We start from the raw sequence: 22339 nt of genomic DNA, 5'->3' as shown, positions 1-22339 counted from the left end.
TCAGCCGTGTCCCGTCGCCCCCAGCAGGCGTGACACCGCCGGCAGCCGCAGAATCCTCGGCAGGAGCAGGCCGAAGAGATACGCGAGGGCCACGCCCGCGACCGTGGCCCACAGACGCTCGTCGGCCCGGGCGCGGGCCTGGTCGGGCTCCGCGTGCAGCAGCAGGAGCAGCACGAGGACCGTCGAGTAGGCGGGGGTCAGATACCAGCGGCTGCCCTGGGTCGCCGCGGCGAGCGCGAGCGTGGCCGCGGCGGTCACCGCGTACGCCCAGTCCGGCGCGTCGTTACGGAGCAGCAGGAGCGCGACCGCGCCACCGGCCAGCACCGACAGCACCCGGCCGAAGGACCGCAGCCGTTGCATCTGGGGCCGCGGACGCATGACCATCAGCGCGGCCACCACCGGCCAGCCCGGATGCGTCGGCGCCAGCGCCAGACCGCAGCCCGCCGCGGCGGCCCCGGCCGCGCCGAGCCGCAGACCGTACATCCTGGCCTGCTCGGCGGAGTGCGGCGGGCCCGGCGGCCTGGGGGGCGGCGCGGTCGACGGCCACAGCAGCGACACCAGCCAGGCGTACGCGGAGCCCGCGACGATCAGCCCGGTGATGCCGAGCGCCTGGGACACGTCGTCATAGCTCAGCCCTGCGCCCACCATGGGCAGGCTGAGCACGAGCAGCACCATCCCTGCCGGGCGCCGTGCGGCGACGACGGCGGACGCGTATGCCAGCAGGAACACGCCGGGCACCGCGACCCACCGCACCTGCACCAGCAGCGACCCCAGCACCATCGGCAGGCCGGTGCACAGGCCGACCACGACGGTCATGAACCGGGCCCGCCGCCGGGCGGGCATGCGCATGACGGCGGCGGGGAGCACGCCCACCGCCAGCGCCATGCCCGCGCCCGGATCGTGCAGCGCCACCGCGGCGCCCGGCAGCGCGTACAGCAGACCGCGCGCGAAGCCGGGCCACGCCCAGGCGACCCGCGGCGGCGACCCGGCGGCCGGTGTCGCGGTGTCCTCCTCGCTCACGGCCGGTGTCGCGGTGTCCTCCCCGGTCACGACCGGTGTACGTCCGCCGGTACGGAGCGGGCGGGCGACGGGTGCAGGGACCGCATGTGCGCAAACCTCCGGTACGGAGCCCCCGCCCGGCGCGGCGCCCTGAACCTCCCACCCTTCGCCGTAACACCCGGCCGCGCACGTCACGGCACGCATCGGGGTGACGGTATGTCACGGGACCCGCCGCCCGTTCCCGCCGTCGGGCGGGTGCGCGGGCCGCGCGGAGGCGGGTGGCGTCCCGGCCGGAACGGCTGCGTCGAGCGTCACGATCCCCGCCGCTGCCACCCCGTCCGTCCGATCCCGGATGTGGCAGGTGTGAAAAGGGTGTCGACCGTATGCTGTTGGCCGCTGGTGGTGCGCCGGCCGGGGCGAACAAGGGCAGTTCGGCGCATCGCGCGGCTCCCGCACATCGCAAGAGGGGAAGCGCTCACGTGACCGATCCGACCGAGCAGGAACTTCCGGACAACTGGGGCCGCTGGGGTTCCGACGACGAACTCGGCACGCTCAATCTGATCACCGACGCCGTACGCGCACAGGCCGCCGCCGAGGTGCGGACCGGCCGGTGGGTGTCGTTGGCGCAGCCGATCACGCCGACCCCCATCGTCAGCAGCCCGTTCGCGCCGACGACGGTGGACGTCTCCCCGGTCCAGCAGATGATGTCCTACACCGGCGTTCCCGTGGCGGCCGATCTGACGCTGACGCAGAACCACCACGCGGGCTCGACCCACATCGACGCGCTGGCGCACTGGTCGACCGACGGTCAGGTCTACCCCGGACGTCCGAGGGACCAGGTCGTGACCGCCGCGGGCGTGACCTTCGCTTCGACGGGGGCCTTCGCCGCGGGCATCGTCACACGCGGGGTGCTGCTCGACCTGGCCGTGGACGGCCCGCTGGCGCCCGGTCACGCGGTGACCTCGCACGACCTGGAGGAGGCCGAGAAGCGGCAGAACGTCGAGGTGCGCTCGGGCGACGCCCTCGCGATCCGGCTCGGCTGGCCCGCCACGCCCGTCCCCGGCACACCGACACCGGGCATCAGCCTCGACGCGGTGCGCTGGATACACCACCGCCAGGTCGCCGTCTACACCGGTGACCGGGGCGACGCCTTCCCACCGCTCGATCCGAACGCGCCGTCGCCGCTGCACGGCGTGGCACTCGGCCGGATGGCCATGCCCCTGATCGACGCCTCACAGCTCGACGATCTCGCCGCGCTGTGCGCGGAGTTGGGGCGCTACAGCTTCCTGCTCTCCGTCGCGCCGCCGCGTATCCACGGCATGACCGGTGTCCCGGTCAACCCGATCGCCCTCTTCTGAGCGGCCGGTTCCGCACCGTGGGGACCGGCTCGCGGGCGTCAACCGGCCAGCAGCAGGGTGCCTGTCGTGATCAGGGCCGCGACCTTGGCGGCTTCCAGGCCGATGTAGGCGTAGTGGGCGTGGGAGCGCGGCGGGTCCTGCCCGGCCAGGACCGCGTTCGAACGGCGGGTCAGGCGGGGCCGTACCACGGCTAGTTGGAGGACGAGCAGAGCCACGGCGGCGGTCAGCGCGACCGTCGCGCGGGCGGAAAGGGGCCCGCTGGCCGCGACGGTCAGCAGGGTCACCGCGAAGACCCCTTCGACGGAGTTGAGCGCGCGGAACACCAGGCGGCCGATGCCGAGACCGATACGGACGGTGACGTCCGGGGCGCGGAATTTCAGCGGCGTCTCCAGGAAGGAGATGGCGAGGACCATCCCGAGCCAGGTGAACACCAGGGCCACCGAGGCCGCCGCCGACGCGCTCAACGCCCCTTCCCTTCCACGGGGCGTGCCGCCCGGCCGAGGTGGACCACGCAGAGGTCGGGTTCCACGAACGGCTCCAGCCGCTCGGCGGTCAGCGGCGCCTCCATCGCGGCCAACGCGCCCTGGATCAGGCCCAGATGGATCGGGCAGACGATCTTCGACCGCTCCTGCGCCAGGTCGAGGAAGGGGCAGTGCCGCAAGCCGATCCGGTCGACGGCGCCGCGCGGCGGGCGCTCCGGGGCGAAGCCGAGGTCGTCGAGCAGGCGGATGAGACCTTCGACCGCGCGCGCCTCGGTGACCGTCGTGCGCGCCTCGGTGACCGTGCCCGACGGGGCCGCCGCGTCCGGTGCCTCGGTCAACTCCCCGCCCCAGGCGCGCCCGGCCGCCACCGCCGCCTGCGTGGGACGGGGCCTGTGCGACAGCTCCTCGACGAGGATCGACGCGAGCAGCCGGTAATTGCGCGGCCCCGTCCGGTCCATGCCAGGGCTGGCGCGGAACAGCAGCGGCGGCCTTCCGGGCCCGGTGCGCGCGGCCGTGACCTGCTCCGCCTGCCCGTGCCCCACCAATGTGTCGAGGTGGAACCGGGCCGTGTTCGGGTGCACTTCGAGGCGGCGGGCGATGTCGGCGATGCTCAGCGGCGCCGCCGATCGCCGGAGCAGGTCGAGGACGGCCCGCCGACGGCCGGCGGGCGCGTCGGTCACGGCGTCGGCGGGATCGGAGGGAGGCGTCATGCGCTAGAGTTTACACAATTGCCACTTGTAGAAATAGAGGGAGGCGCGGCCCGTGCCAGGACCCGAACTCGACGTACGTCCGCTGCCCAAGCCCGGCAGGCACCCCGCCGTCTTCGCCGCGTACGACGCCCTCGCAGTAGGGGATTCGCTGGTCCTGGTCAACGACCACGACCCCCGCCACCTGCGCGAGGAGTTCGACACGGAGCACCCGGGCGGCCACGACTGGCAGTACGAGGACAAGGCGCCGGGGGAGTGGCGGATCCGCATCCGCAAACTCGCGTCGACCTCGCTGCCCCGCGTCCTGACTGGCGCGCGGCCACCGGACTCCCCGGTGGTTTCGGACTCCCTGGTGGTTTCGGACTCCCTGGTGGTTTCGGACTCCGCGGTGGTTTCGGCGGCCCCGGCCTTCCCGGATTCCGCGGACGGTCCGGGCGCCCCGGCCGTCGCATCGCCGGGCGTGCCCGACGCCTCCGGCGCGGTGTGGAAACTGCGCATGCGTGACCGCGACTTGGACTCCAACATCATCCAACTCCCGCCGCACGCGGGCATCGCACCGCACCTCGGTCCCGACCTCGACGTGCTCGTCCACATCCTCGACGGCGACGGCCGCCTCACCACCGAACTCGACCAAGTCCCCCTCGTCCCCGGCGATCTGGTGTGGCTCCCGCGCCGCTCGCTGCGCGCGTTCACCGCGGGTCCGCACGGGCTGCGCTACCTGACCGTCCATCAGCGCCGCCAGGCCCTCGTCCTCGCGCCGCCGAGCCCCCGCGTCTGAGGGACCGCGTGTGAGCGGCCGCATGGCGCGCGGCCGGCGGTGATTCCCGTTGCCGTCGAGGTCTGCCCGGACCGGGCGGTGCGGAGGACACCGGGCGCGGACCGGACCGCGACAGGAGGGCAGCGGGCACGGCATGGCGTGTCGTCGTCCATAAAACGCTGTAGTAGCATGCTGGTCCGAGATCGACTCCTTTGCGCTGACGCACGCCTAAATGGGGCCAGTTCCCACGGCCGGCCCGTCTCCCGTCTCTCTGCCGTGAACGGAGATCCACCCCATGGCCACTGATGCCGCGCAGCCGTCCTTGCCCCTGCCCGAGGTCGGAGGGCGACTGCTGGCCGCCCTGGACATCGGCGGGACGAAGATCGCCGGAGCGCTGGTGGACGCCGAGGGCCGCGTACGCCACCGGGCCCGGCGTCCGACGCCCGCGGGCGCCGACTCGGCGGTTCTCGGCGCCGTCCTCGAGGTGCTGGCCGAGCTGACCGAGCATCAGGACTGGCGCGCGGTCACGGCGTTGGGCATCGGCAGCGCGGGTCCTGTCGACATCGCGGCGGGCACGGTGAGCCCGGTGAACATCCCCGCCTGGCGCGGCTTCCCGATCGTCGAGCGCGTACGGGCGCACCCCGCCGTGGCGGGAAAGCCGGTGGTGCTGTGCGGCGACGCCGTGGCGATGACGGCGGCGGAGCACTGGATCGGCGCCGCGCGCGGATACCGGAACGCGCTGTGCATGGTGGTCTCGACCGGTGTCGGCGCCGGACTCATTCTTGACAACGCTGTCCGCAGCGGGCCGACCGGCAACGCCGGGCATCTGGGGCACATCACCGTCGACCTGCTCGGCGAGCCGTGCGTCTGCGGATCGCGGGGCTGCGTCGAGCAGTTGGCGAGCGGCACGTCCATCACGCGCCGCGCGCTGGAGCAGGGCTGGCGGCCCGAGGAGGGACCGGCCGACGCGGCGGCGGTGGCCGTCGGTGCCCGGCGGGGCCACCCGGTCGCGCTGGCGGCCTTCGACTCCGCCGCGCGGGCCCTGGCCGCGGGCATCGCGGCGGTCGCCACCCTGGTGGAGATCGAGGCGGCCGTCATCGGCGGGGGCGTCGCCGAGGCCGCCGACGTGCTGTTCCCGCCGCTGCGCCGCCACTTGGAGTCGTACGCCGCGCTGCCGTTCGCAGCCGGGGTACTCGTGGAGCGGGCCGCGCTGCGGGGGGACGCCGGACTGGTCGGTGCGGCGGCCATCGCGGGAGCGGCCACGGCCGGAGCGCGCTGAGCCACGGGCCCGCGTCGCGGCGTACGGCCGGGGCGTGGGCCTGTCGACCGGCTCCGGGGCTCCCTGGGCCGCTGACCGTCGCCGACCGGCGCCGACCGGCGCATATGCAACGTTTGAGTGTACGCTGAGCCGACGAGGCGGCTCGCACGGTCCACCCCTCGGCCGGGACTCCCCGCGACCCGCGACTTCCGGCCCCGGTGCGGCGCGTCTCGGCACGGCCCGACCACGAGACGAAGGCGGACATCCGGGTGAGCCAGACGGCAGCAGCGGGCGGCGGGCGCAAGGCCACGATCAAGGACGTCGCCCGGCGTGCGGGAGTCTCGCCGTCCGCTGTGACCATCGCCGTGCACAACAAGCCGGGCGTGTCGTCCAGTACGAAGGAACGCATCCTCCAGGCCGCCCGTGACCTGGGCTGGAGCCCGAACCAGGCGGCGCAGTCGCTGTCCGGCCGGGCGCTGCACACCGTGGGACTCGCCATCGCCAGACCCGCGCGGATGCTCGGCCTCGAACCGTTCTACATGGAGTTCATCTCCGGTATCGAGAGCGTGCTCGGCCGCCACTCCTGCTCGCTCCTGCTGCGGCTGGTCGAGGCCGACGACGAGATCGAGGTCCACCGCGAGTGGTGGCAGGGCAACCGGGTCAACGGCAGCATCCTGGTCGACCTGAGGGTGGACGACCCGCGCATCCCGGCGCTGTCCGCGATCGGCCTGCCCGCCGTGGCCGTCGGACACCCCTCGCTCGCCGGTCCGTTCACCTCCGTGTGGACCGACGACGCCGCCGCGACCGTCGAGGCGGTCCGCTACCTGGCGGCGCTCGGGCACCGCAGGGTGGCCCGGGTGAGCGGACCCGCCGAGCTGGGGCACAGCGCCATCAGGACCCGCGCGTTCACCGAGACGGCGGCCGAGTTGGGCCTGTCGGCGCAGACCGTCGTCGCCGACTTCTCCGCCGACCAGGGCAGCCGCGCCTGCCGTACGCTCCTGCTCTCCGCCGAGCGCCCCACGGCGATCGTCTTCGACAACGACATCATGGCCGTCACCGCGCTGGGCGTGGCCGCCGAATTCGGCCTGTCCGTACCGCAGGACCTGTCCTTGCTCGCCTGGGACGACTCGCAGTTGTGCCAGCTCACCCGGCCCATGCTCTCGGCGATGCGGCACGACATCTTCTCCTTCGGCGCCGACGTCACCGAGACGCTCTTCGATGTGATGACGCATCAGAAGCCCGCGTCCCACGCGGCCCAGATCCCCGGCCTCGTCCCGAGGGGTTCGACGGCGCCGCCGCCCAGGCCGTAACACCGCGCTGTCGTCGGGCTGTTGAGGTCGGATCGCCGGTGACGGCGCGCCGCGCCACCGCTGTCGGCCCCGTGTTCCTCGTCCGTACGAGTACGTCTCCCCGCGCTGTGGGCCGCCCGCGCTCTCTCGCGTGCCCGGCCGTGCCCCGTAATCCATCCCTGGTTACTGATGAGTCACTGGCACGTTTTAGAACCTGTGCCGGACTCATTGACATGGCCTAGACCAGAGTTCTAGCTTCCAGGCGTTGGTCTTTCCGCTGTTTTCCCGTGGCCGCGATGACGCGACATCTCGCTGCCACGGACGCGCGGCATGCAACGTTCCACCCCCATGGGATACATGAGAGGGTCCGATGAGAGCGAAGATCTTCACCCGCAGGCGGGCCGCCTTGCTCGCCGCGCTGCCGCTGGTGGCCGGGGCGTGGCTGGCGACCTCGCCGCCGCAGGCGTCGGCGACCGGTGCCTCGACGCCCGACGCGGTGATCGGCTACCTGCACCAGATCAGCGGGAACCATGTGATCAGTGGCGTCCACAACAAGGAACCGCTCAGCCAGCCCTCGGCCTACACGGCCCAGGCCCACTCGATCACCGGGAAGTGGGCCGGGCTGTGGGGCGGGGAGTTCGGCTTCCGGCCGGACGACATCGCCAATCGTCAGACGATGATCGACCAGGCGAAGACCGAGTGGGCCAACGGCTCACTGGTCAACCTGACCTGGCACATGTGCCGGCCCGACGTGGCGACCTGCGACTTCGACACCGGCCCCAACCCCATCAAGGGCAGCCACCTGTCGGACCCGGAGTGGAGCCAACTCGTCACGGACGGCTCGACGCTGAACACCGACTACAAGCGCAAGCTCGACCAAGTGGTGCCGTACGTCCAGCAGTTGAAGGACGCGGGCATCCCCGTGCTGTTCCGTCCGCTGCACGAGATGAACGAGGGCTGGGCCTGGTGGGGCGGCAAGACCGGCGCGGCCGGGAGCGCCCGGCTGTTCCAGATCACCCACGACTACCTGGAGTCCAAGGGCCTGGACAACATCATCTGGGTCTGGAACGTCAAGGACATCGACGGCGGAGCGGCCCACGTGGCCGACTACTACCCGGGTGACGCGTACGTGGACGTCGCCAGCCTCGACCCGTGGGTGCACGGCTCGGCCAGCACCGAGTGGTACCAGGCGATCGTCAACCAGGCCCACGGCAAGCCGGTTTCGCTCGCCGAGGTCGGCACGGTCCCCACGCCCGCGCAGTTGGCGGCCCAGCCGCTGTGGACCTGGTTCATGATCTGGTCCGACTACCTCACCTCGGCCAACACCACCGCCGGTCTCCAGACCACCTTCACCACCTCCCGTGTCCTCAGCCAGGGCCAGTTCACCGTCCCCACCGGCACCCCGCCCACCTCTCCTCCGACCTCGCCGTCCGCTCGTACGGGACCCATCACGGGTGTCGGCGGCAAGTGTGTGGATGTGGCGTCGGCGAGCAGCGCGGACGGCACTCCCGTGCAGCTTTACGACTGCAATGGCACCAACGCGCAGTCGTGGACGGTCGGTTCGGACGGTACGGTCCGGGCGCTGGGCAAGTGCCTGGACGTGACGGGCCAGGGGACGGCGAACGGGACGAAGATCCAGCTCTGGACGTGCAACGGTTCGGGTGCGCAGCAGTGGCAGGCCCAGGCGTCGGGCCAGCTCAGGAATCCTCAGTCGGGCCGTTTCCTCGATGATCCGGGCGGCAGCACGGCCAACGGCACCCAGTTGCAGATCTGGGACTCCAACGCCAACGCCTGGCAGAAGTGGAACCTCCCCGGCGGGGGAGGGACGGCGCCGGATCAGTGCGTGCCCGCGCTTGGCAGCGGGCAGTACAACACGCCGGTGTCGTTCGGCGGCGCGACCTACCAGGTCCTCGTCCATATCCCGGCTCGCGCCCAAGGCGCGCTGCTGCCTCTGGTGCTGGATCTGCACGGCAGCCAGGGCACGGGCGCCGGGCAGCTCGCGTACAGCGACATGGCGCCGACCGCCGACGCGAACGGCTTCGTCGTCGCCGCGCCCACCGGGGTGGTGCCCAGCGGCGGCGGCTTCATCTGGAACGTTCCCTCCGTCACCCCGCAGGGCACCCGCGACGACGTCGGATTCCTGCGCCAGGTGATCGACACGGTCACGGCCTCCGCCTGCGTTGACCCGGCGCGGGTGTACGCGACCGGCTACTCCGGCGGCGGCCGGATGACCTCCGCGCTGGCGTGCGCGCTGGCCGACAAGGTCGCCGCGATCGCCCCGGTGGCGGGCATCCGCGCCGGGCGCCCCGACCCCGCCGACGGCAGCCGGCCCGATGCCGCGTCCTGCGCGCCCGGCAGAGCCGTACCGGTGATCGCCTTCCACGGGCAGCAGGACAACACCAACCCGTACTACGGCGGCGGCGACAGCGCCGCCTGGCACTACTCGGTACCCGTCGCCCAGCAGCGCTGGGCCTCCCTCAACGGCTGCACGACGGGACCGGCCACCACCCAGACCACCGCACACGTCCAGCGGACCGTCTACGGAGGCTGCCGCGACGGCGGGGACGTCGAGCTGTACTCGGTGTCGGACGGCGGTCACACCTGGCCGGGATCACCTCAGGACTCCGCGGGCAACGGTACGACGACGCGGGAGATCAGCGCCGACGCCCTGATGTGGCAGTTCTTCCGCCGGCACCCCATGCCCCTCACGCCGTCAGTTCTCTGACGAGCGCGGCCACTTGATCCGTCTCGATGAGGAATCCGTCGTGCCCGTACGGCGATTCGACGATCCGCAGCCGGTCGGAGTGCGGGATGCCCGCCGCCAACTCGGCCTGCTGGGGGAGGGGGTAGAGGCGGTCGGAGTCGACTCCGGCGACCAGGGTCGTGGCGGTCACGCGGCGCAGGGCCGCCGCCGTACCGCCGCGGGATCTGCCGATGTCGTGCGCGTTCATCGCCTCGGTGAGCACGACGTAGCTGGCCGCGTCGAACCGCCGCACCAGCTTGGCGGCGTGGTGGTCGAGATACGACTCGACGGCGTACCGTCCGCCGCGCCAGGGCTCCTCGCCGTCCTGCGCGGAGCGGCCGAAGCGGGACCGCAGTTCGCCCTCGCTGCGGTAGGTGATGTGGGCCAGCCGCCGCGCGAGGCCGAGCCCCGCGTGCGGTCCTCGGCCCGGACCCGCGTCGTGGTAGTCGCCGCCGCGCCAGTGCGGGTCCGAGCGGATGGCGTGCGACTGGACGGCGGCCCAGGCGATCTGCTCGGCGCTCGCCGCGGCGGGGGAGGCGAGCAGCAGCAGGGCGCGGGTGCGGTCGGGGCGACCGACCGCCCACTCCAGGGCGCGCATCCCGCCCATCGACCCGCCGACCACCAGCGCCCAGCTCCCGATGCCCAGCGCGTCGGCCAACTCCGCCTCGGCGGCGACCTGGTCACGCTGCGTCAGAAACGGGAAGGTGCCGCCCCAGCGACGACCGTCGGGACCGTACGAGGACGGACCCGTACTGCCCTGGCAGCCGCCGAGGACGTTCGGCGCGACCACGAACCACCGGTCGGTGTCCAGCGCGCGGCCCGGTCCGATCAGGGCGTCCCACCACCCGGCGGTCGGATGCCCGGGACCCGCCGGGCCCGCCGCATGGCTGTCGCCGGTCAGGGCGTGCAGCACCAGGACCGCGTTGGACGCGTCCGGCGCGAGCCGCCCCCAGGTCTCGAACGCCAGCCGCACGCCGGGCAGTTCGCCGCCCGCCTCCAGGGCCAGCGGCCGGTCGAGGGCGTGCCAGTTCCGGCGCCCCGGCGGGTCCCCCGGCTGCCAGGCGCCCGTGGCGGGCAGCAGGGGGACCCCGGTGGTGGCAGCGGTGTTCAGGACGCGCCCTTCGCCGCGCGGAAGCCCGCCTCCAGGTCGGCCTTGAGGTCGTCGATGTGCTCGATGCCGACCGACAGCCGCACCAGGCCCGGCGAGGTGCCGGTGGCGGCGAGCTGCTCCTCGTCCAACTGGCTGTGCGTGGTGGACGCCGGGTGGATGATCAGGCTCCGCACGTCACCGATGTTGGCGAGGTGGCTGAAGAGCGACACCGCGTCCACGAACCGCTTTCCGGCCTCCGCGCCGTCCCGCAGCTCGAAGGCGAGCACCGCGCCCGCCCCGCGCGGCAGATAGCGCTGGGCCGCGTCGTGCCAGCGGCTGGACGGCAGTCCCGGATAGTGGACGACCGCGACCTCGTCACGCGCCTCCAGCCACTCCGCGAGCGCCTGCGCGTTGGTCGAGTGCCGCTCCAGCCGCAGCGACAGCGTCTCGACGCCCTGGAGCAGCAGGAAGGACGAGTGCGGCGACAGCGCCGGGCCGAGGTCGCGCAGGAGCTGCACGCGCAGCTTCGCCGCGAAGGCGCCGGGGCCGAGCGCGGGCCAGTACTGGAGACCGTGGTAGCTGGGGTCGGGCTCGGTGAAGTCGGGGAACCGCTCGGCGTGCGCCCCGAAGTCGAAGGTCCCGCCGTCCACGACCACGCCCGCGATCGTCGTGCCGTGCCCGCCGAGGAACTTGGTCGCCGAGTGCACCACGATGTCCGCGCCGTGCTCGATCGGCCGCAGCAGGAACGGCGTCGGCACCGTGTTGTCCACGATCAGCGGCAGACCCGCCGCGTGCGCGACGTCGGCGACCGCCCGCACGTCCAGCACATTGCCGCGCGGATTGCCCAGCGTCTCGGCGAACAGCGCCTTCGTCTCCGGCCGGATCGCCGCCCGCCACGCGTCCGCGTCGTCGGGGTCCTCCACGAAGGACACCTCGATGCCGAACTTCGGCAGTGTGTGACGGAAGAGGTTGTACGTGCCGCCGTACAGCGACGCGCTGGAGACGATGTGGTCACCGGAGCGCGCCAGCGTGAGGATCGCCAGCGTCTCCGCGGCCTGCCCCGACGCCAGCGCCACCGCCGCGACACCGCCCTCCAGCGCGGCGACCCGCTGCTCGAAGGCGTCCTGCGTCGGATTGTGGATGCGCGTGTAGATGTTGCCAGGCTCCGCCAGCGAGAACAGGTCGGCGGCGTGCTGCGTGTCGCGGAACACGAACGACGTCGTCTGGTAGATCGGCACCGCCCGCGCGCCGGTCGTCGGGTCGGGCGCGGTGCCCGCGTGCACCTGCTGGGTCTCGAACGACCACCCCGGCAGGTCCCGCGCCGCGGTGTCCTCCGCGGTGGTGCCCGCGGTCACGGAGTCGATGGGCTGGGTCATGGCTCTCCCCTGGGAAATGGCGTACGGCCCTCGGCTCGCGCGGAGCGCGCCGTACGGATGTGCGGATGTGTCCGGCGCGCGGACCGCCGCCGCGACGACCCGTACGGCGGGCGGCGAGGACGGCACCCGGCGGTGGCACGGCGCGGCACGGGAACGCGCCTTGCGTGGTGAAAGGGGCTGATCAGCGGCCGTTGCGGGCGGCAGGACGTCGAGAGCGCGACGTCAGCGCACGGCGGGACAGGCCATGTTCGTGACACGCCCGTAGTCCACGTGGCGGCGCATCACGAGCAGCGGGGTCATGACGCCAGGGAACCACAGCGGCGGCCGGTGTGTCAGCGGACCGGCGCCCTCGACCGGCCGGTGTGACACGTTGTTCATCTTTCTGTCCGCGTTCACCTCTCTGTCCGCCTTTCGACCCGTCCTCCCGAGCCCCTCCGGGACCGTGTCCGTCCGCTTCCGCGCCACCGCCGCGACCGACGGCGTACCGGCCGGGTCCCCAGAGGCGGGCCGGGGCGTCGCGGGAGATGATGGGCGGGTCAGGAGGTCCCATATGGATTACCCGGAGATCTACGAGCTGGTGTTCCAGGCCCCCGCGGTGGAGGACGACGTCGTCGTCGTACGCAGGACCGAGAAATCCGGCGCGGGCGGCTACCCGGTCTACGAGGACGAGACGGGGATCGTCCGCGCCGAGATCAGCGCGGACGGCGAGGTGCGGATGATCGCCAGCGGCGGCCACCAGGCCCCCGGCGTCCCCCGCGCGGTCCGCTCCCTCCACCCCTGAGACCCCGGAGCGCGCGAGCCCCCGCGGACGCGGCGGCGTAGGCCCCGTCCAGGGGTCCCCTACGCCTCCGCCCCGCCCTGCTCCACCAGCGCCCGCTCACGCGCCGAGATCACCGCCGCGGACAGGCTGTCGATGTCGTACGCGCCATGGTGGCGGCGGCCGTTGATGAAGAAGGTCGGGGTGCCCGACACCCCGCTCAGGTCGGCGGACTCCACGTCCTTCGCGATCCGCCGCGCGCCGTGCCGCTTGTGCAGCGACTCCTTGAACAGCGCCACGTCGAGTCCGATCTCCCGCGCGTGGTCCAGCAGATCGCGCACCTTGAGCGCGTCCTGCCGCTCGAAGAGCAGGTCCCGCATCTCCCAGAAGCGGCCCTGCTCGGCGGCGGCCTCCGACGCCTCCGCGGCGAGCTGGGCGTGCGGGTGCACGTCGTTGAGCGGCAGGTGCCGCCACACGTAGCGGACGCTGTCGCCGAAGTCGGCGAGCAGCTCGCGTACGACGGTCTCCGCCTGGCCGCAGAAGGGGCACTCGAAGTCGCCGTACTCCACGATCGTCACCGGCGCGTCCACCGGCCCGCGGACATGGTCGCGGGCCGGGTCGACGGGCTCGACGAGGTCCACGACGGACTCCGCGGTGCCCAGCAGGGCACGCGCCCTGCGCGTCTCCGGCAGCCGCCCGGCGACCAGCGCGACCACCGTCGTGCTGAGCATGGCGAAGACGACCGCGCTGAGCACGCCGATCTTCGCCTGCGCGAGCTGGTCCCCGTCGAAGGCCAGCGTCGCGATCAGCAGCGACACCGTGAAGCCGATACCCGCGATGGAACCGCCGCCCAGCACCGCCGCCCAGCCGACCGACGGCCGCATCCGGCCCCGGCTCAGCTTGGTGGCCAGCGCGGACGCGCCCACGATGCCGATCGGCTTGCCGAGCCCGTACGCCAGCAGGATGCCGAGCGTGATCGGCGAGGTGAAGGCGTCGGCCAGCAGCGAGCCGTTGATCTCGATCCCCGCGTTGGCCAGCGCGAACAGCGGCACGATCACGTAGCTGCTCCACGGGTGCCACAGCCGCTGGAGCCGGTCGTTGGGGGAGACCGCGGAGGCCAGGCCCAGCCGCGCCTCGCGCTCCAGCTCCGCGGTCGGCTGCTCGCGGAAGGACCGGAACAGGCCCGTCGCCCGCTCCAGCGCGTCCCGCGACGCCGGGTAGGCGAAGGAGAGCAGGCCCATGATCAGACCGACGACCAGCGGGTCCACCCCGGAATGCAGGAACGCCACCCAGGCGATCACCCCCAGCACCCCGTAGACCGCGCCGCGCCGCACACCGGCGCTGCGGACCGCGTACACCACCAGCAGGACGCCGATCCCGACGATCAGCGGCGTCCACGAGATGTGGTCGCTGTACGCCACCGCGATCACGCCGAGCGCCAGGAAGTCGTCCACGACGGCGACGGTCAGGATGAAGGTGTGCAGCCGTTCGGGGAACCGCGAGCCGAGCAGCGCCAGCATGCCCAGCGCGAAAGCCGTGTCGGTGGACATCGCGGTGCCCCAGCCGTGCACCGAGGACCGGCCCGCGTTCACCATGAGGTAGATCGCGATCGGTACGGCCATGCCGCTGATCCCGGCCAGCATGGGCAGCGGGATACGGCGCCGGTCGCGCAGCTCGCCCATGTCGAACTCGCGCCGCGCCTCCAGGCCGACGACCAGGAAGAACAGCGTCATCAGCCCGCTGTTCACCCATTCCCGCAGGTCCAGGTCGAGCCCGTGGTCCCCGAAGCGGAAGGACAGGTGCGTCGCCCACGCCGACTCGTAGCCGCCGGGCGCGACATTCGCCCAGACCAGCGCCACCAGGGTGGCCGCGAGCAGCACGGCCGCGCTACCCGTCTCGGTACGGATGTACGCCAACGCGGAGGCGGCCGTCGTACGGTCGCGCTCGGTCCTGCCTGACAAGGGCGCGGTGAAGCCCCGGAACATCCAGCCTCCCAGCAGAGGAACGGTCTTCCCACACCCTGGCACGAGCGGGACCCCGGTGGCGCGTCCAATCGCCATCCACGGATGAGCGGTACGGTGCGGCGTTCCGTATTTGGTACGGACCGGTGACGGACCGGAAGAGGCCGCTGGTGGGAGGATGAATGAGACGGAGATTCCAGGACCGGAACGGACACGAGAAGTGAGGGGCGGCCGGGAATGGCGCAGGACGAAGCCGTGATCGGTTGTACGGGGGAGCTGCTCATCGGCACGCGCGGCCTCGCCGGACCCGGTGAGGTCTACGTGCGGGTCAGAGGAGGCAGCGAGACCTTCCTCGCCTGGTCCGAGGAACCCCTGCCTAAGGGGGCGACCGTGCTGGTGGTGGACTCGCGTGGCACACGCCAGGTGGACGTCATCGAGTGGGCCGACCCGTTGGACGCGCTGGCCGACTGAGCCGGCGCACATGAAGGAGACAAAGGATGTTCGGTTACCGCGTTCCCGCGCCGGACGAGGCGATGTTGATCTCGGGCGGTCGGCGTGGACTGGGGGGTGCGCCGTTCCGTGTGGTCACCGGCCACGGAAAGTTCGTTCTGCCGGTCTTCCGCAAGACCCGGTTCATCACGCTCGCGATGTGCGAGGCGGAAGTCGCCGAGACCTGTGTGACCCGGCAGGGCATCGCGCTGACGGTGAAGGCCGTCATCGCGTTCAAGGTCGGCAACGACCACGAGAGCATTGTCAACGCCGGACAGCGTTTCCTGTCCGACCAGGACCAGATGTCGATTCTGACCGGCCGGATCTTCGCCGGTCACCTGCGGTCGATCATCGGCTCGATGACGGTCGAGGAGATCGTCACCGAGCGGCAGAAGCTGGCCTCCGAGGTGCTGGAGACCTCCAAGACGGAGATGGCGAAGATCGGCCTGAGCGTCGACTCGTTGCAGATCCAGTCCATCGACGACGGCGAGACCGGCTACATCGACGCCATGTCGGCGCCGCACAAGGCCGCCATCCAGCGGCAGGCGCAGATCGCGCAGGCCCAGGCCACGCAGGCGTCGGTGGAGGCGCAGCAGATCGCCGCCAGGAACCAGGCGGAGTACGCCCGGCAGACCGCCGTCGTTCAGGCCGAGTACTCCGCGCAGGTCGACCGCGCGCAGGCCGAGGCCGCGCAGGCGGGCCCGCTCGCCCAGGCGCACGCGCAGCAGGAAGTGCTCGCCGCGCAGACCGAGCTGGCGCTGCGCGCGGCCGAGTTGCGCCAGCAGCAGCTCGTGGCGGAGATCGTCAAGCCCGCTGAGGCGGAGGCCGAGCGGATCAGGGTGCTCGCCGTCGCCGACGCCGAGCGGATGCGCATCCAGGCCGCCGCGGCGGCCTCGCACGACCGGGTGGCGCTCGACCGCATGCTGATCGACCAGCTCCCGCTGATCGTGAAGGAGGCGGCCGGCGGTCTGGCCGGAGCCAATGTCAACGTGCTCAACGGCGCCGACGGGCTCAGCGAGATCGCGGCGGGCCTGGTCAGCCAGGGGCTGACGATCCTCGACTCGGTCCGCAACAACCTCAACGGCGGCGAGGGCGGCTCCGGTTCGGACTCGGACAGCTCGGACCACCTGCCCGCGCTGCGCGGTCTGACGCACCCGGGCGACGGCCGCAACGGCAAGGGGAAGGGCGGCAAGGGCACGTCGTCCGACGGCCCGATCGACATCGAGTAGGACGCGTACGGCCGCTCCGCCGGGGCGGCCGTACGGCGTGTGCGCACAGCACAGACGGGCGGACCTCCCGTACGGAGGTCCGCCCGCCGCTTTTACGGGTGCGGCGCGGGCCGGGGCTGGGGCTGGGGCCCGCACCCTCAACCGTTCGTCCTCAGCCCTTCGTACACAGTCCTTCGTCCGCAGCCCTTCGCGCTCGGCCCTTCGCCCTCATTCTTTCGCCCGCAGGTCCTTGACCCGCTGGATCTTGCCGACCGAGCGCTCCAGCGTCTCCGGGTCCACGACCCGCACCTCGACGCTCACGCCCACACCGTCCTTGACGCCCTGCGCGATGGCCGCCGCGCCCGCGTCCCGCAGCTCCGTACCGGCCTCGGCCCTGGCCTCGGCGTAGACGGTCATGTGGTCCATCCTGCCGCGCCGGGTCAGCTCGATCCTGAAGTGCGGCGCGACACCGGGCGTCCGCAGCACGATCTCCTCGATCTGGCTCGGGAAGACATTCACCCCGCGCAGGATGATCATGTCGTCGCTGCGGCCGGTGACCTTCTCCATCCGGCGGAAGGCGGGCAGCGCGGTACCGGGCAGCAGCCGCGTCAGGTCGCGGGTGCGGTACCGGATCACCGGCAGCGCCTCCTTGGTGAGCGAGGTGAAGACCAGCTCACCGCTCTCGCCCTGCGGCATGACGTCGTCGGTCAGCGGGTCGACCACCTCCGGATAGAAGTGGTCCTCCCAGATGTGCAGACCGTCCTTGGTCTCCACGCACTCCTGCGCCACGCCGGGGCCGATCACCTCCGACAGACCGTAGATGTCGACGGCGTCGATGGCGAAGCGCTCCTCGATCTCGCGGCGCATCTGCTCCGTCCACGGCTCCGCGCCGAAGATCCCCACCCGCAGCGAGGTGCCGCGCGGGTCGACGCCCTGCCGCTCGAACTCGTCGAGCAGCGTGAGCATGTACGACGGGGTGACCATGATGATCTCGGGCTCGAAGTCCTGGATGATCTGCACCTGACGGGCCGTCATGCCGCCCGACGCGGGGATGACCGTACAGCCCGCACGCTCCGCGCCGTAGTGCGCGCCCAGGCCCCCGGTGAACAGGCCGTATCCGTAGGCGACATGGACCTTGTCGCCGGGACGGCCGCCCGCCGCGCGGATCGAACGGGCCACCACGTCGGCCCACATCGACAGATCGCCCTCGGTGTAACCGACCACCGTGGGACGACCGGTGGTGCCGCTCGACGCGTGCACCCGGCGCACCTCGGACATCGGCACGGCGAACATCCCGAAGGGGTACGTGTCGCGCAGATCGGCCTTGGTGGTGAAGGGGAAGCGCGCCAGATCCTCCAGCGTCCGGCAGTCGGCGGGTACGACACCCGCCTCGTCGAACTTCCGCCGGTACAGCTCCACATGGGCATACGCGTGACGCAACGTCGCCTGAAGTCGCGTGAGCTGAAGGTCCGTCAGCTCCGCGCGGGTCATCCGCTCCGCCGCGTCCGGGGTCTCCCGCGGGGTCGTCCCGCCCAGGTGGCTCACGAGGTCTCCTTCGCGTCGGCGCCGCGCAGCGTACGGCTCCGGCCGCGGAATTCGGCGATCAGCTCGTCGCCGCGCCGCACCTGTACGTCGTAGATCCCGCTGCGGCCGAACCGCGCCCGCTCGCGGGCGGTGGCCAGCAGCGCGTCGCCCTCATGGGCCGGGGCGACGAAGTCGATGTCCGCCGCCGCGGCGACGGTCGCCGCCCCGTCGGTGTTGCAGGCACAGGCGAAGGCGGTGTCGGCCAGCAGGAAGAGATAGCCGCCGTGGGCGGTGCCGTGCCCGTTGACCATCGCGGCGGTGACGACCATCCGCACGACGGCGACGCCCTCACCGAGGTGCAGCAGCTCGATGCCGAGCCCCTTCGACGCCCGGTCGGCCGAGAACATCGCCTGCGCCGCCGCGATCCCGGCCCCGTTTTCGGCCCCGTCCGTGGTCCCTCGCGCGGCCGCTCGCACCGCGTCCGGGGGCGGACCCGGTGCCGGTCCCGTGTCGAGCCTGGCGTCGCTGCCCTGAGTCACCGCTGCCCACCACCTTGTGGATGCACCGACCGACCATTCGGTTCGGGCGTATGACAGCTAAAAAATCAGCATCGGGAGTGCCTGTCAAGCACAAGGCGGGACGAGCGGCCGGCCGCGGGGGAGAGGCGGCACCGGACGGCCGGGCGCCCGGTCCGCCCGGCCGCCGCGGTCGTCGCGATCACCACGGCCGCCACGGTTCGCCGGGAAAACCGGTACGCCGATCGCCGACCGGCTGCCTACGATCCGGGGATGAGTACACGCACCTTCCGGATCACCGTCCGCGGCGCCTTCGACGCGCTCACCGCGGACCAGCGGACCGCACTCCTCGCGCGGGCGGCGGAGCACGACATCCTGCATGCCGCCTTCACCGCCGAGGGCACCCTGACCTACGACCTCGCGGCCCGCCCCTTCTTCACCTTCCGCTACCTGGACTCGGGCGAGGCGGAGGAGGACATCCTGGAGGCCACGGAGCGCGCCGAGGCCGCCGCCCGCGGCTGGCTGACCGAGCGCGGCTACGGCTGGAAGAACCTCACCTCGAACGCCGAGGACCTGTCGCAGGCCGCCCTCGGCAAGCGCCGCCGCCAGGCCGCGGCCCGCGGCGAGGGCTGACCGCCCGGGCGGGGTCGGCACCGCGACTGCGGGGACTCACCGCGCGGCGACGGACGGGCGGCGCCGGTCGCCCAGGGCCGGTACGAGCGCGACGAGCATCAGGCCCGCGGTGAGCGCGAAGGCGAGCGGATAGCCCGTGGCGGCGGCCAGCGCGCCGTATCCGAGGGCGCCGAAACCCATCCCGGCGTCGTACGCGGAGTTCCACAGCGCGCTGACCGTGCCGTAGCCGGACTCCGGGACGCGCGCGTACATCAGGGCCAGCGTCGCGTTCTGGGCCATGCCGAAGCCGACGCCGAAGAGGGCGACCCCGGTGAGGACCGCGACCGCGCTGCCGGTGAGAGCGGTGAGCAGCAGCCCGGAAGCCGACAGCAGCAGGGCGGGCAGCACGAGGCGCTGCGAGCCGTGCCGGTCGCCGCTGCGTCCGGCGAACCAGTTGGCCGCGGTGGACGCGGCGGGCTGTACGAAGAGGGCCGCGGCGACCAGGCCGGTCGCGTCGGAGGGCACGGCGAGCGGCAGGAAGGTCACGATGATCCCCACGCCGAGCGCGGTGGTCGCGAAGACCGCGGTGGGCCTGGCCAGCGCGCCGGTACGGAATCCGGCCAGCACACCCACCGACGCCTTGTGCCCGTCCCCGGCCGGCGCGTGTCCCGGCAGGGCGGGAACGACCGCGACGGCGGCGAGCGCCAGCAGCCCACCGGCCACGCAGACGGCGGTGTATCCGACGTGCGCGGCGAACCACACTCCGAGCGGCAGCGCGATGAACGAGGGCACCCCCTCCATGGCGCCCGCGAGCGCGAGGCCCTCGCCCCGCCGCTCGGCGGGGATGAGCGTCGCGGTCAGCGCGCCGCCCGCGACGATGGTCAGGGCGAAGCCCACGCCCCGGACGAAGCAGACCGCCGCGATCCACGCCATGCCGTCCGACGCGGTCAGCACCAGGGCGGGCGCGCCGAGCAGCACGAGACCGGCCGCCAGCGCCCGCCGGTACCCGTACCGGGCGACGAGCCGAGGCGTGGCCAGCTCGCCGCAGACAGTGGCCAGCATCAGCGTCCCCGACGCCAGCCCCGCCCCGCCACTCGCGCCGGACCGCTCCGCGTACAGCGGCACCACCGACAACAGCAGAAAGAAGCTCGCCGACGCGCCGACGATCGTGGCGCAGCGCAACAGCAACTCCCGCGTCACCAGCGTCGGCCGCACGCCGCCCGCCCCGGCCCCTGCCCCCGAGCCGGTCGCCGCCGGACCGCGAGCGGCCGACGAGCAGTCCCGAGCCTGCCCCGAGCCGCCCCCCTGGGCGGGACCCGAGTCCGCCCCTGCCTCCCGGCCTGAAGCGGGCTCCTGGGCGGAGCCCGAAGCCGGATTCGCCTCATTGCCGGAGCCGGGCTCCGGTCCTTGGCCCGTGGCGAGAGCCGTCTCCTCGCCCGAGCCGGGCCTCTCGGCGGGAGCCGAGGTCAGGCCCGGATCCCGGCCCGAGCCGGGCCCCTGGGCAGGACCCGAGTCCAGGCGCGGATCTCGGTCCGAGGCCGAGGCGGGTTCCGGGGCCGGGGTCGGCTCACGGCAGGTGGCGGGCTCCGAGGGGTCGTCGGCATCTGGTTGCGCGGCGGGGTCGGCGGCGTCGGAGGCGCGCGTCGTGGTCGTCATGGCATTGACGCTAGGGGTGCGGCCGGTACCCGGGTAAGCTCCATTTTCATGCCGCTGGAGTGGTCCGGTTTGTCGCCGGAGCTGTTGCTTGTGATCGACCGGGACAGTACGGAACCGCTGCGGTCGCAGCTCGAACGCGGGGTGCGGGACACGATCAGATCCGGCCGGCTCCAGGTCGGCGAGCGACTGCCCTCCTCCCGGGAACTGGCCTCGGCCCTGGGCGTCTCGCGCGGCCTCGTCCAGGACTGCTACGCCCAGCTCCAGTCCGAGGGCTATCTGGTCACGCGGGTCGGCTCCGCGACCCGCGTCGCCGCCGGGGCCTGCGCGCCGCCCGCGCCGCAGCCGAGGAGGCCGCCCGCACCGCGCCTGCTCGCCGACTTCCAGGCGGGCGTCCCCGACCTGGCCGCGTTCCCCGTCGCCGACTGGCTGTGGGCGATGCGCGAGGCGGTCCGCGCCATGCCCGCCTCGGCCCTCGACTACGGCGACCCGCGCGGCCACGCGCTGCTGCGCGAGGTGGTGGCCGGATATCTGCGCCGGGTACGGGCCGCCGCGGCCGACCCGGAGCGGACCGTGATCTGCTCCGGGTACGCCCAGGGCCTCGCCCTGACCCTGCGCGCGCTCGCCCGGTCCGGCGTCCGCACCGTGGCGTACGAGGACCCCGGCTCCCACGCCGTGATCGGGCCGGCGGCCGCGGCGGCGGGCCTGACCGCCGTCCCCGTACCCGTCGACGAGCACGGCGTCGACGTGACCGCGCTGGAAGCGACCGGCGCCCGCGCGGTCGTCGTGACCCCGGCCCACCAGTGGCCGACCGGCGTGGTGCTGGCGCCCGAGCGGCGCCTGGCGCTGATCGAGTGGGCGGTGCGCAGGGACGCCGTGGTCGTCGAGGACGACTACGACGCCGAGTTCCGCTACGACCGCGAGCCGGTCGGCGCGCTCCAGGGCCTGGCCGCCGACCGGGTCGTCGCCATCGGCACCGTCAGCAAATCCCTGGTGCCCGCGCTGCGGATCGGCTGGCTGCTCTGCCCGCCCGCGCTCGTCGACGCGATCGTGGCCGACAAGCATCTCAGCGACCGCGGCTCACCCACCCTCGACCAACTGGCCCTGGCCCGGCTGATCGAATCGGGCCGCTTCGACCGCCATCTGCGGCGGATGCGCGGGATCTACGGGGCCCGGTGCGAAGCACTCAAGGCGGCGCTCGCCGCGCACGCGCCCGCCATCCGGCTCAGCGGCCTGGCCGCCGGTTTCCACGCCGTGGCGCACCTCGACGCCGCTGCGCGGCCCGGCGTCACCGAACACTCCGTCATCGCCGCCGCCCGTGGCCGCGCGGTCGGCCTCTACGGCATGAGCGCGTTCCGTTCGACGGGCGCGCAGTCCCCGGCCCAACTCGTCCTGGGATTCGGCAATGTGAACGAGCGCGCCGTCACGGAAGGGATCGCCGCGGTCGCCGACCTGCTCGCATGAGCCGGTGCCGGGCCGGTCGGCCGGGCCGAAGTCCGCGACGGCGTCACGTACCTGAATCCCGGTCAGGTCAAGGTCCGCGCGCGACCCCTTGACGCGC

The 22339-nt window shown here is 72.9% G+C and carries 20 protein-coding genes; 10 read left to right on the top strand and 10 right to left on the bottom strand.

Annotated features, from left to right (window positions below; genetic code table 11):
• Positions 1-1050, bottom strand: coding sequence for an FUSC family protein (locus tag ACIP4Z_RS28010; protein ID WP_401312696.1), 1050 nt, complete (start codon positions 1048-1050; stop codon positions 1-3).
• 428 nt (positions 1051-1478) lie between these two features.
• On the opposite strand from ACIP4Z_RS28010, the gene ACIP4Z_RS28005 reads away from it, so the two are divergent.
• Positions 1479-2357, top strand: coding sequence for a cyclase family protein (locus ACIP4Z_RS28005; protein WP_401312694.1), 879 nt, complete (start codon positions 1479-1481; stop codon positions 2355-2357).
• A 38-nt stretch (positions 2358-2395) separates the two neighbouring features.
• On the opposite strand, the gene ACIP4Z_RS28000 is transcribed toward ACIP4Z_RS28005, so the two are convergent.
• Complete coding sequence (locus ACIP4Z_RS28000) at positions 2396-2770, bottom strand: hypothetical protein (RefSeq protein WP_401312791.1); 375 nt, start codon at positions 2768-2770, stop codon at positions 2396-2398.
• Positions 2771-2817: 47 nt separating this feature from the next.
• On the bottom strand, positions 2818-3549 hold the full coding sequence (locus ACIP4Z_RS27995; RefSeq protein ID WP_401312691.1) for a helix-turn-helix transcriptional regulator: 732 nt from the start codon (positions 3547-3549) through the stop codon (positions 2818-2820).
• Positions 3550-3601: 52 nt separating this feature from the next.
• Between ACIP4Z_RS27995 and ACIP4Z_RS27990 the strand changes: the two genes are divergently transcribed.
• The 4 genes from ACIP4Z_RS27990 to ACIP4Z_RS27975 all read left to right on the top strand — a co-directional run bounded on the left by ACIP4Z_RS27990 (position 3602) and on the right by ACIP4Z_RS27975 (position 9575).
• On the top strand, positions 3602-4324 hold the full coding sequence (locus tag ACIP4Z_RS27990; RefSeq protein WP_401312688.1) for a DUF2249 domain-containing protein: 723 nt from the start codon (positions 3602-3604) through the stop codon (positions 4322-4324).
• Between the two features lie 274 nt (positions 4325-4598).
• A complete protein-coding gene (locus tag ACIP4Z_RS27985) occupies positions 4599-5582 on the top strand; it encodes an ROK family protein (protein WP_401312685.1) in 984 nt (327 codons plus the stop codon).
• 248 nt (positions 5583-5830) lie between these two features.
• Positions 5831-6871 (top strand): substrate-binding domain-containing protein, encoded by a 1041-nt coding sequence (locus ACIP4Z_RS27980; protein WP_391118126.1) that lies wholly within the window; start codon positions 5831-5833, stop codon positions 6869-6871.
• Between the two features lie 349 nt (positions 6872-7220).
• Positions 7221-9575: a glycosyl hydrolase gene (locus ACIP4Z_RS27975; RefSeq protein ID WP_401312682.1), complete on the top strand. Its 2355-nt coding sequence runs from the start codon at positions 7221-7223 to the stop codon at positions 9573-9575.
• On the opposite strand, the gene ACIP4Z_RS27970 is transcribed toward ACIP4Z_RS27975, so the two are convergent.
• The 3 genes from ACIP4Z_RS27970 to ACIP4Z_RS27960 form a co-directional block, all read right to left on the bottom strand.
• Positions 9556-10704 carry a homoserine O-acetyltransferase gene (locus tag ACIP4Z_RS27970; RefSeq protein ID WP_401312788.1) on the bottom strand — a complete coding sequence of 383 codons (1149 nt, stop codon included), beginning with the start codon at positions 10702-10704 and terminating at the stop codon, positions 9556-9558. The two genes, ACIP4Z_RS27975 and ACIP4Z_RS27970, sit on opposite strands and share 20 nt — an antisense overlap.
• Positions 10701-12059, bottom strand: coding sequence for a bifunctional o-acetylhomoserine/o-acetylserine sulfhydrylase (locus ACIP4Z_RS27965; protein WP_391118130.1), 1359 nt, complete (start codon positions 12057-12059; stop codon positions 10701-10703). The genes ACIP4Z_RS27970 and ACIP4Z_RS27965 overlap by 4 nt, the downstream gene beginning before the upstream one ends.
• A 222-nt stretch (positions 12060-12281) precedes the next feature.
• Complete coding sequence (locus ACIP4Z_RS27960; RefSeq protein ID WP_355340870.1) at positions 12282-12437, bottom strand: hypothetical protein; 156 nt, start codon at positions 12435-12437, stop codon at positions 12282-12284.
• Between the two features lie 172 nt (positions 12438-12609).
• Between ACIP4Z_RS27960 and ACIP4Z_RS27955 the strand changes: the two genes are divergently transcribed.
• The gene (locus tag ACIP4Z_RS27955) at positions 12610-12840 is read left to right on the top strand and encodes a DUF6296 family protein (protein WP_355340867.1); all 231 of its coding nucleotides are present in this window, start codon (positions 12610-12612) and stop codon (positions 12838-12840) included.
• A gap of 59 nt (positions 12841-12899) precedes the next feature.
• Here the strand turns inward: ACIP4Z_RS27955 and nhaA are convergent, their stop codons facing one another.
• Positions 12900-14801 carry a Na+/H+ antiporter NhaA gene (nhaA, locus tag ACIP4Z_RS27950; RefSeq protein WP_401312677.1) on the bottom strand — a complete coding sequence of 634 codons (1902 nt, stop codon included), beginning with the start codon at positions 14799-14801 and terminating at the stop codon, positions 12900-12902.
• A gap of 213 nt (positions 14802-15014) precedes the next feature.
• Between nhaA and ACIP4Z_RS27945 the strand changes: the two genes are divergently transcribed.
• Positions 15015-15248, top strand: a complete 234-nt coding sequence (locus tag ACIP4Z_RS27945; protein ID WP_188285579.1) for a hypothetical protein — start codon at positions 15015-15017, stop codon at positions 15246-15248.
• Between the two features lie 26 nt (positions 15249-15274).
• Positions 15275-16495, top strand: a complete 1221-nt coding sequence (locus ACIP4Z_RS27940) for an SPFH domain-containing protein (protein WP_355340860.1) — start codon at positions 15275-15277, stop codon at positions 16493-16495.
• Positions 16496-16702: 207 nt separating this feature from the next.
• Here ACIP4Z_RS27940 and paaK read toward each other — a convergent pair whose 3' ends face one another.
• Both paaK and paaI read right to left on the bottom strand, forming a co-directional pair.
• Positions 16703-17965, bottom strand: coding sequence for a phenylacetate--CoA ligase PaaK (paaK, locus tag ACIP4Z_RS27935; RefSeq protein WP_401312785.1), 1263 nt, complete (start codon positions 17963-17965; stop codon positions 16703-16705).
• A gap of 50 nt (positions 17966-18015) precedes the next feature.
• On the bottom strand, positions 18016-18405 hold the full coding sequence (gene paaI, locus ACIP4Z_RS27930) for a hydroxyphenylacetyl-CoA thioesterase PaaI (RefSeq protein ID WP_401312777.1): 390 nt from the start codon (positions 18403-18405) through the stop codon (positions 18016-18018).
• A gap of 381 nt (positions 18406-18786) precedes the next feature.
• Between paaI and ACIP4Z_RS27925 the strand changes: the two genes are divergently transcribed.
• A complete protein-coding gene (locus ACIP4Z_RS27925; RefSeq protein WP_355340856.1) occupies positions 18787-19146 on the top strand; it encodes a DUF6204 family protein in 360 nt (119 codons plus the stop codon).
• A 36-nt stretch (positions 19147-19182) separates the two neighbouring features.
• Here the strand turns inward: ACIP4Z_RS27925 and ACIP4Z_RS27920 are convergent, their stop codons facing one another.
• Complete coding sequence (locus ACIP4Z_RS27920) at positions 19183-20781, bottom strand: MFS transporter (RefSeq protein ID WP_401312672.1); 1599 nt, start codon at positions 20779-20781, stop codon at positions 19183-19185.
• A 48-nt stretch (positions 20782-20829) separates the two neighbouring features.
• On the opposite strand from ACIP4Z_RS27920, the gene ACIP4Z_RS27915 reads away from it, so the two are divergent.
• A complete protein-coding gene (locus ACIP4Z_RS27915; protein WP_401312669.1) occupies positions 20830-22242 on the top strand; it encodes a PLP-dependent aminotransferase family protein in 1413 nt (470 codons plus the stop codon).
• The last annotated feature ends 97 nt before the right edge of the window (positions 22243-22339 follow it).

The organism is Streptomyces sp. NPDC088910, from assembly GCF_044749865.1.
Lineage (GTDB): Bacteria > Actinomycetota > Actinomycetes > Streptomycetales > Streptomycetaceae > Actinacidiphila.
Note: the sequence above shows the minus strand (reverse complement) of the source record. Positions and strands in the feature narration are given on the sequence as shown.

What these genes read in the sequence shown, in the direction of transcription:
- ACIP4Z_RS28000 (WP_401312791.1), bottom strand. Translation starts at nt 2,770, where the DNA reads ATGGTCCTCGCCATCTCCTTCCTGGAGACGCCGCTGAAATTCCGCGCC.
- ACIP4Z_RS27995 (WP_401312691.1), bottom strand. Translation starts at nt 3,549, where the DNA reads ATGACGCCTCCCTCCGATCCCGCCGACGCCGTGACCGACGCGCCCGCC.
- ACIP4Z_RS27985 (WP_401312685.1), top strand. Translation starts at nt 4,599, where the DNA reads ATGGCCACTGATGCCGCGCAGCCGTCCTTGCCCCTGCCCGAGGTCGGA.
- ACIP4Z_RS27975 (WP_401312682.1), top strand. Translation starts at nt 7,221, where the DNA reads ATGAGAGCGAAGATCTTCACCCGCAGGCGGGCCGCCTTGCTCGCCGCG.
- ACIP4Z_RS27965 (WP_391118130.1), bottom strand. Translation starts at nt 12,059, where the DNA reads ATGACCCAGCCCATCGACTCCGTGACCGCGGGCACCACCGCGGAGGAC.
- ACIP4Z_RS27960 (WP_355340870.1), bottom strand. Translation starts at nt 12,437, where the DNA reads ATGAACAACGTGTCACACCGGCCGGTCGAGGGCGCCGGTCCGCTGACA.
- ACIP4Z_RS27955 (WP_355340867.1), top strand. Translation starts at nt 12,610, where the DNA reads ATGGATTACCCGGAGATCTACGAGCTGGTGTTCCAGGCCCCCGCGGTG.
- nhaA (WP_401312677.1), bottom strand. Translation starts at nt 14,801, where the DNA reads ATGTTCCGGGGCTTCACCGCGCCCTTGTCAGGCAGGACCGAGCGCGAC.
- ACIP4Z_RS27945 (WP_188285579.1), top strand. Translation starts at nt 15,015, where the DNA reads ATGGCGCAGGACGAAGCCGTGATCGGTTGTACGGGGGAGCTGCTCATC.
- ACIP4Z_RS27940 (WP_355340860.1), top strand. Translation starts at nt 15,275, where the DNA reads ATGTTCGGTTACCGCGTTCCCGCGCCGGACGAGGCGATGTTGATCTCG.
- paaK (WP_401312785.1), bottom strand. Translation starts at nt 17,965, where the DNA reads ATGACCCGCGCGGAGCTGACGGACCTTCAGCTCACGCGACTTCAGGCG.
- paaI (WP_401312777.1), bottom strand. Translation starts at nt 18,405, where the DNA reads ATGTTCTCGGCCGACCGGGCGTCGAAGGGGCTCGGCATCGAGCTGCTG.
- ACIP4Z_RS27925 (WP_355340856.1), top strand. Translation starts at nt 18,787, where the DNA reads ATGAGTACACGCACCTTCCGGATCACCGTCCGCGGCGCCTTCGACGCG.
- ACIP4Z_RS27920 (WP_401312672.1), bottom strand. Translation starts at nt 20,781, where the DNA reads ATGACGACCACGACGCGCGCCTCCGACGCCGCCGACCCCGCCGCGCAA.
- ACIP4Z_RS27915 (WP_401312669.1), top strand. Translation starts at nt 20,830, where the DNA reads ATGCCGCTGGAGTGGTCCGGTTTGTCGCCGGAGCTGTTGCTTGTGATC.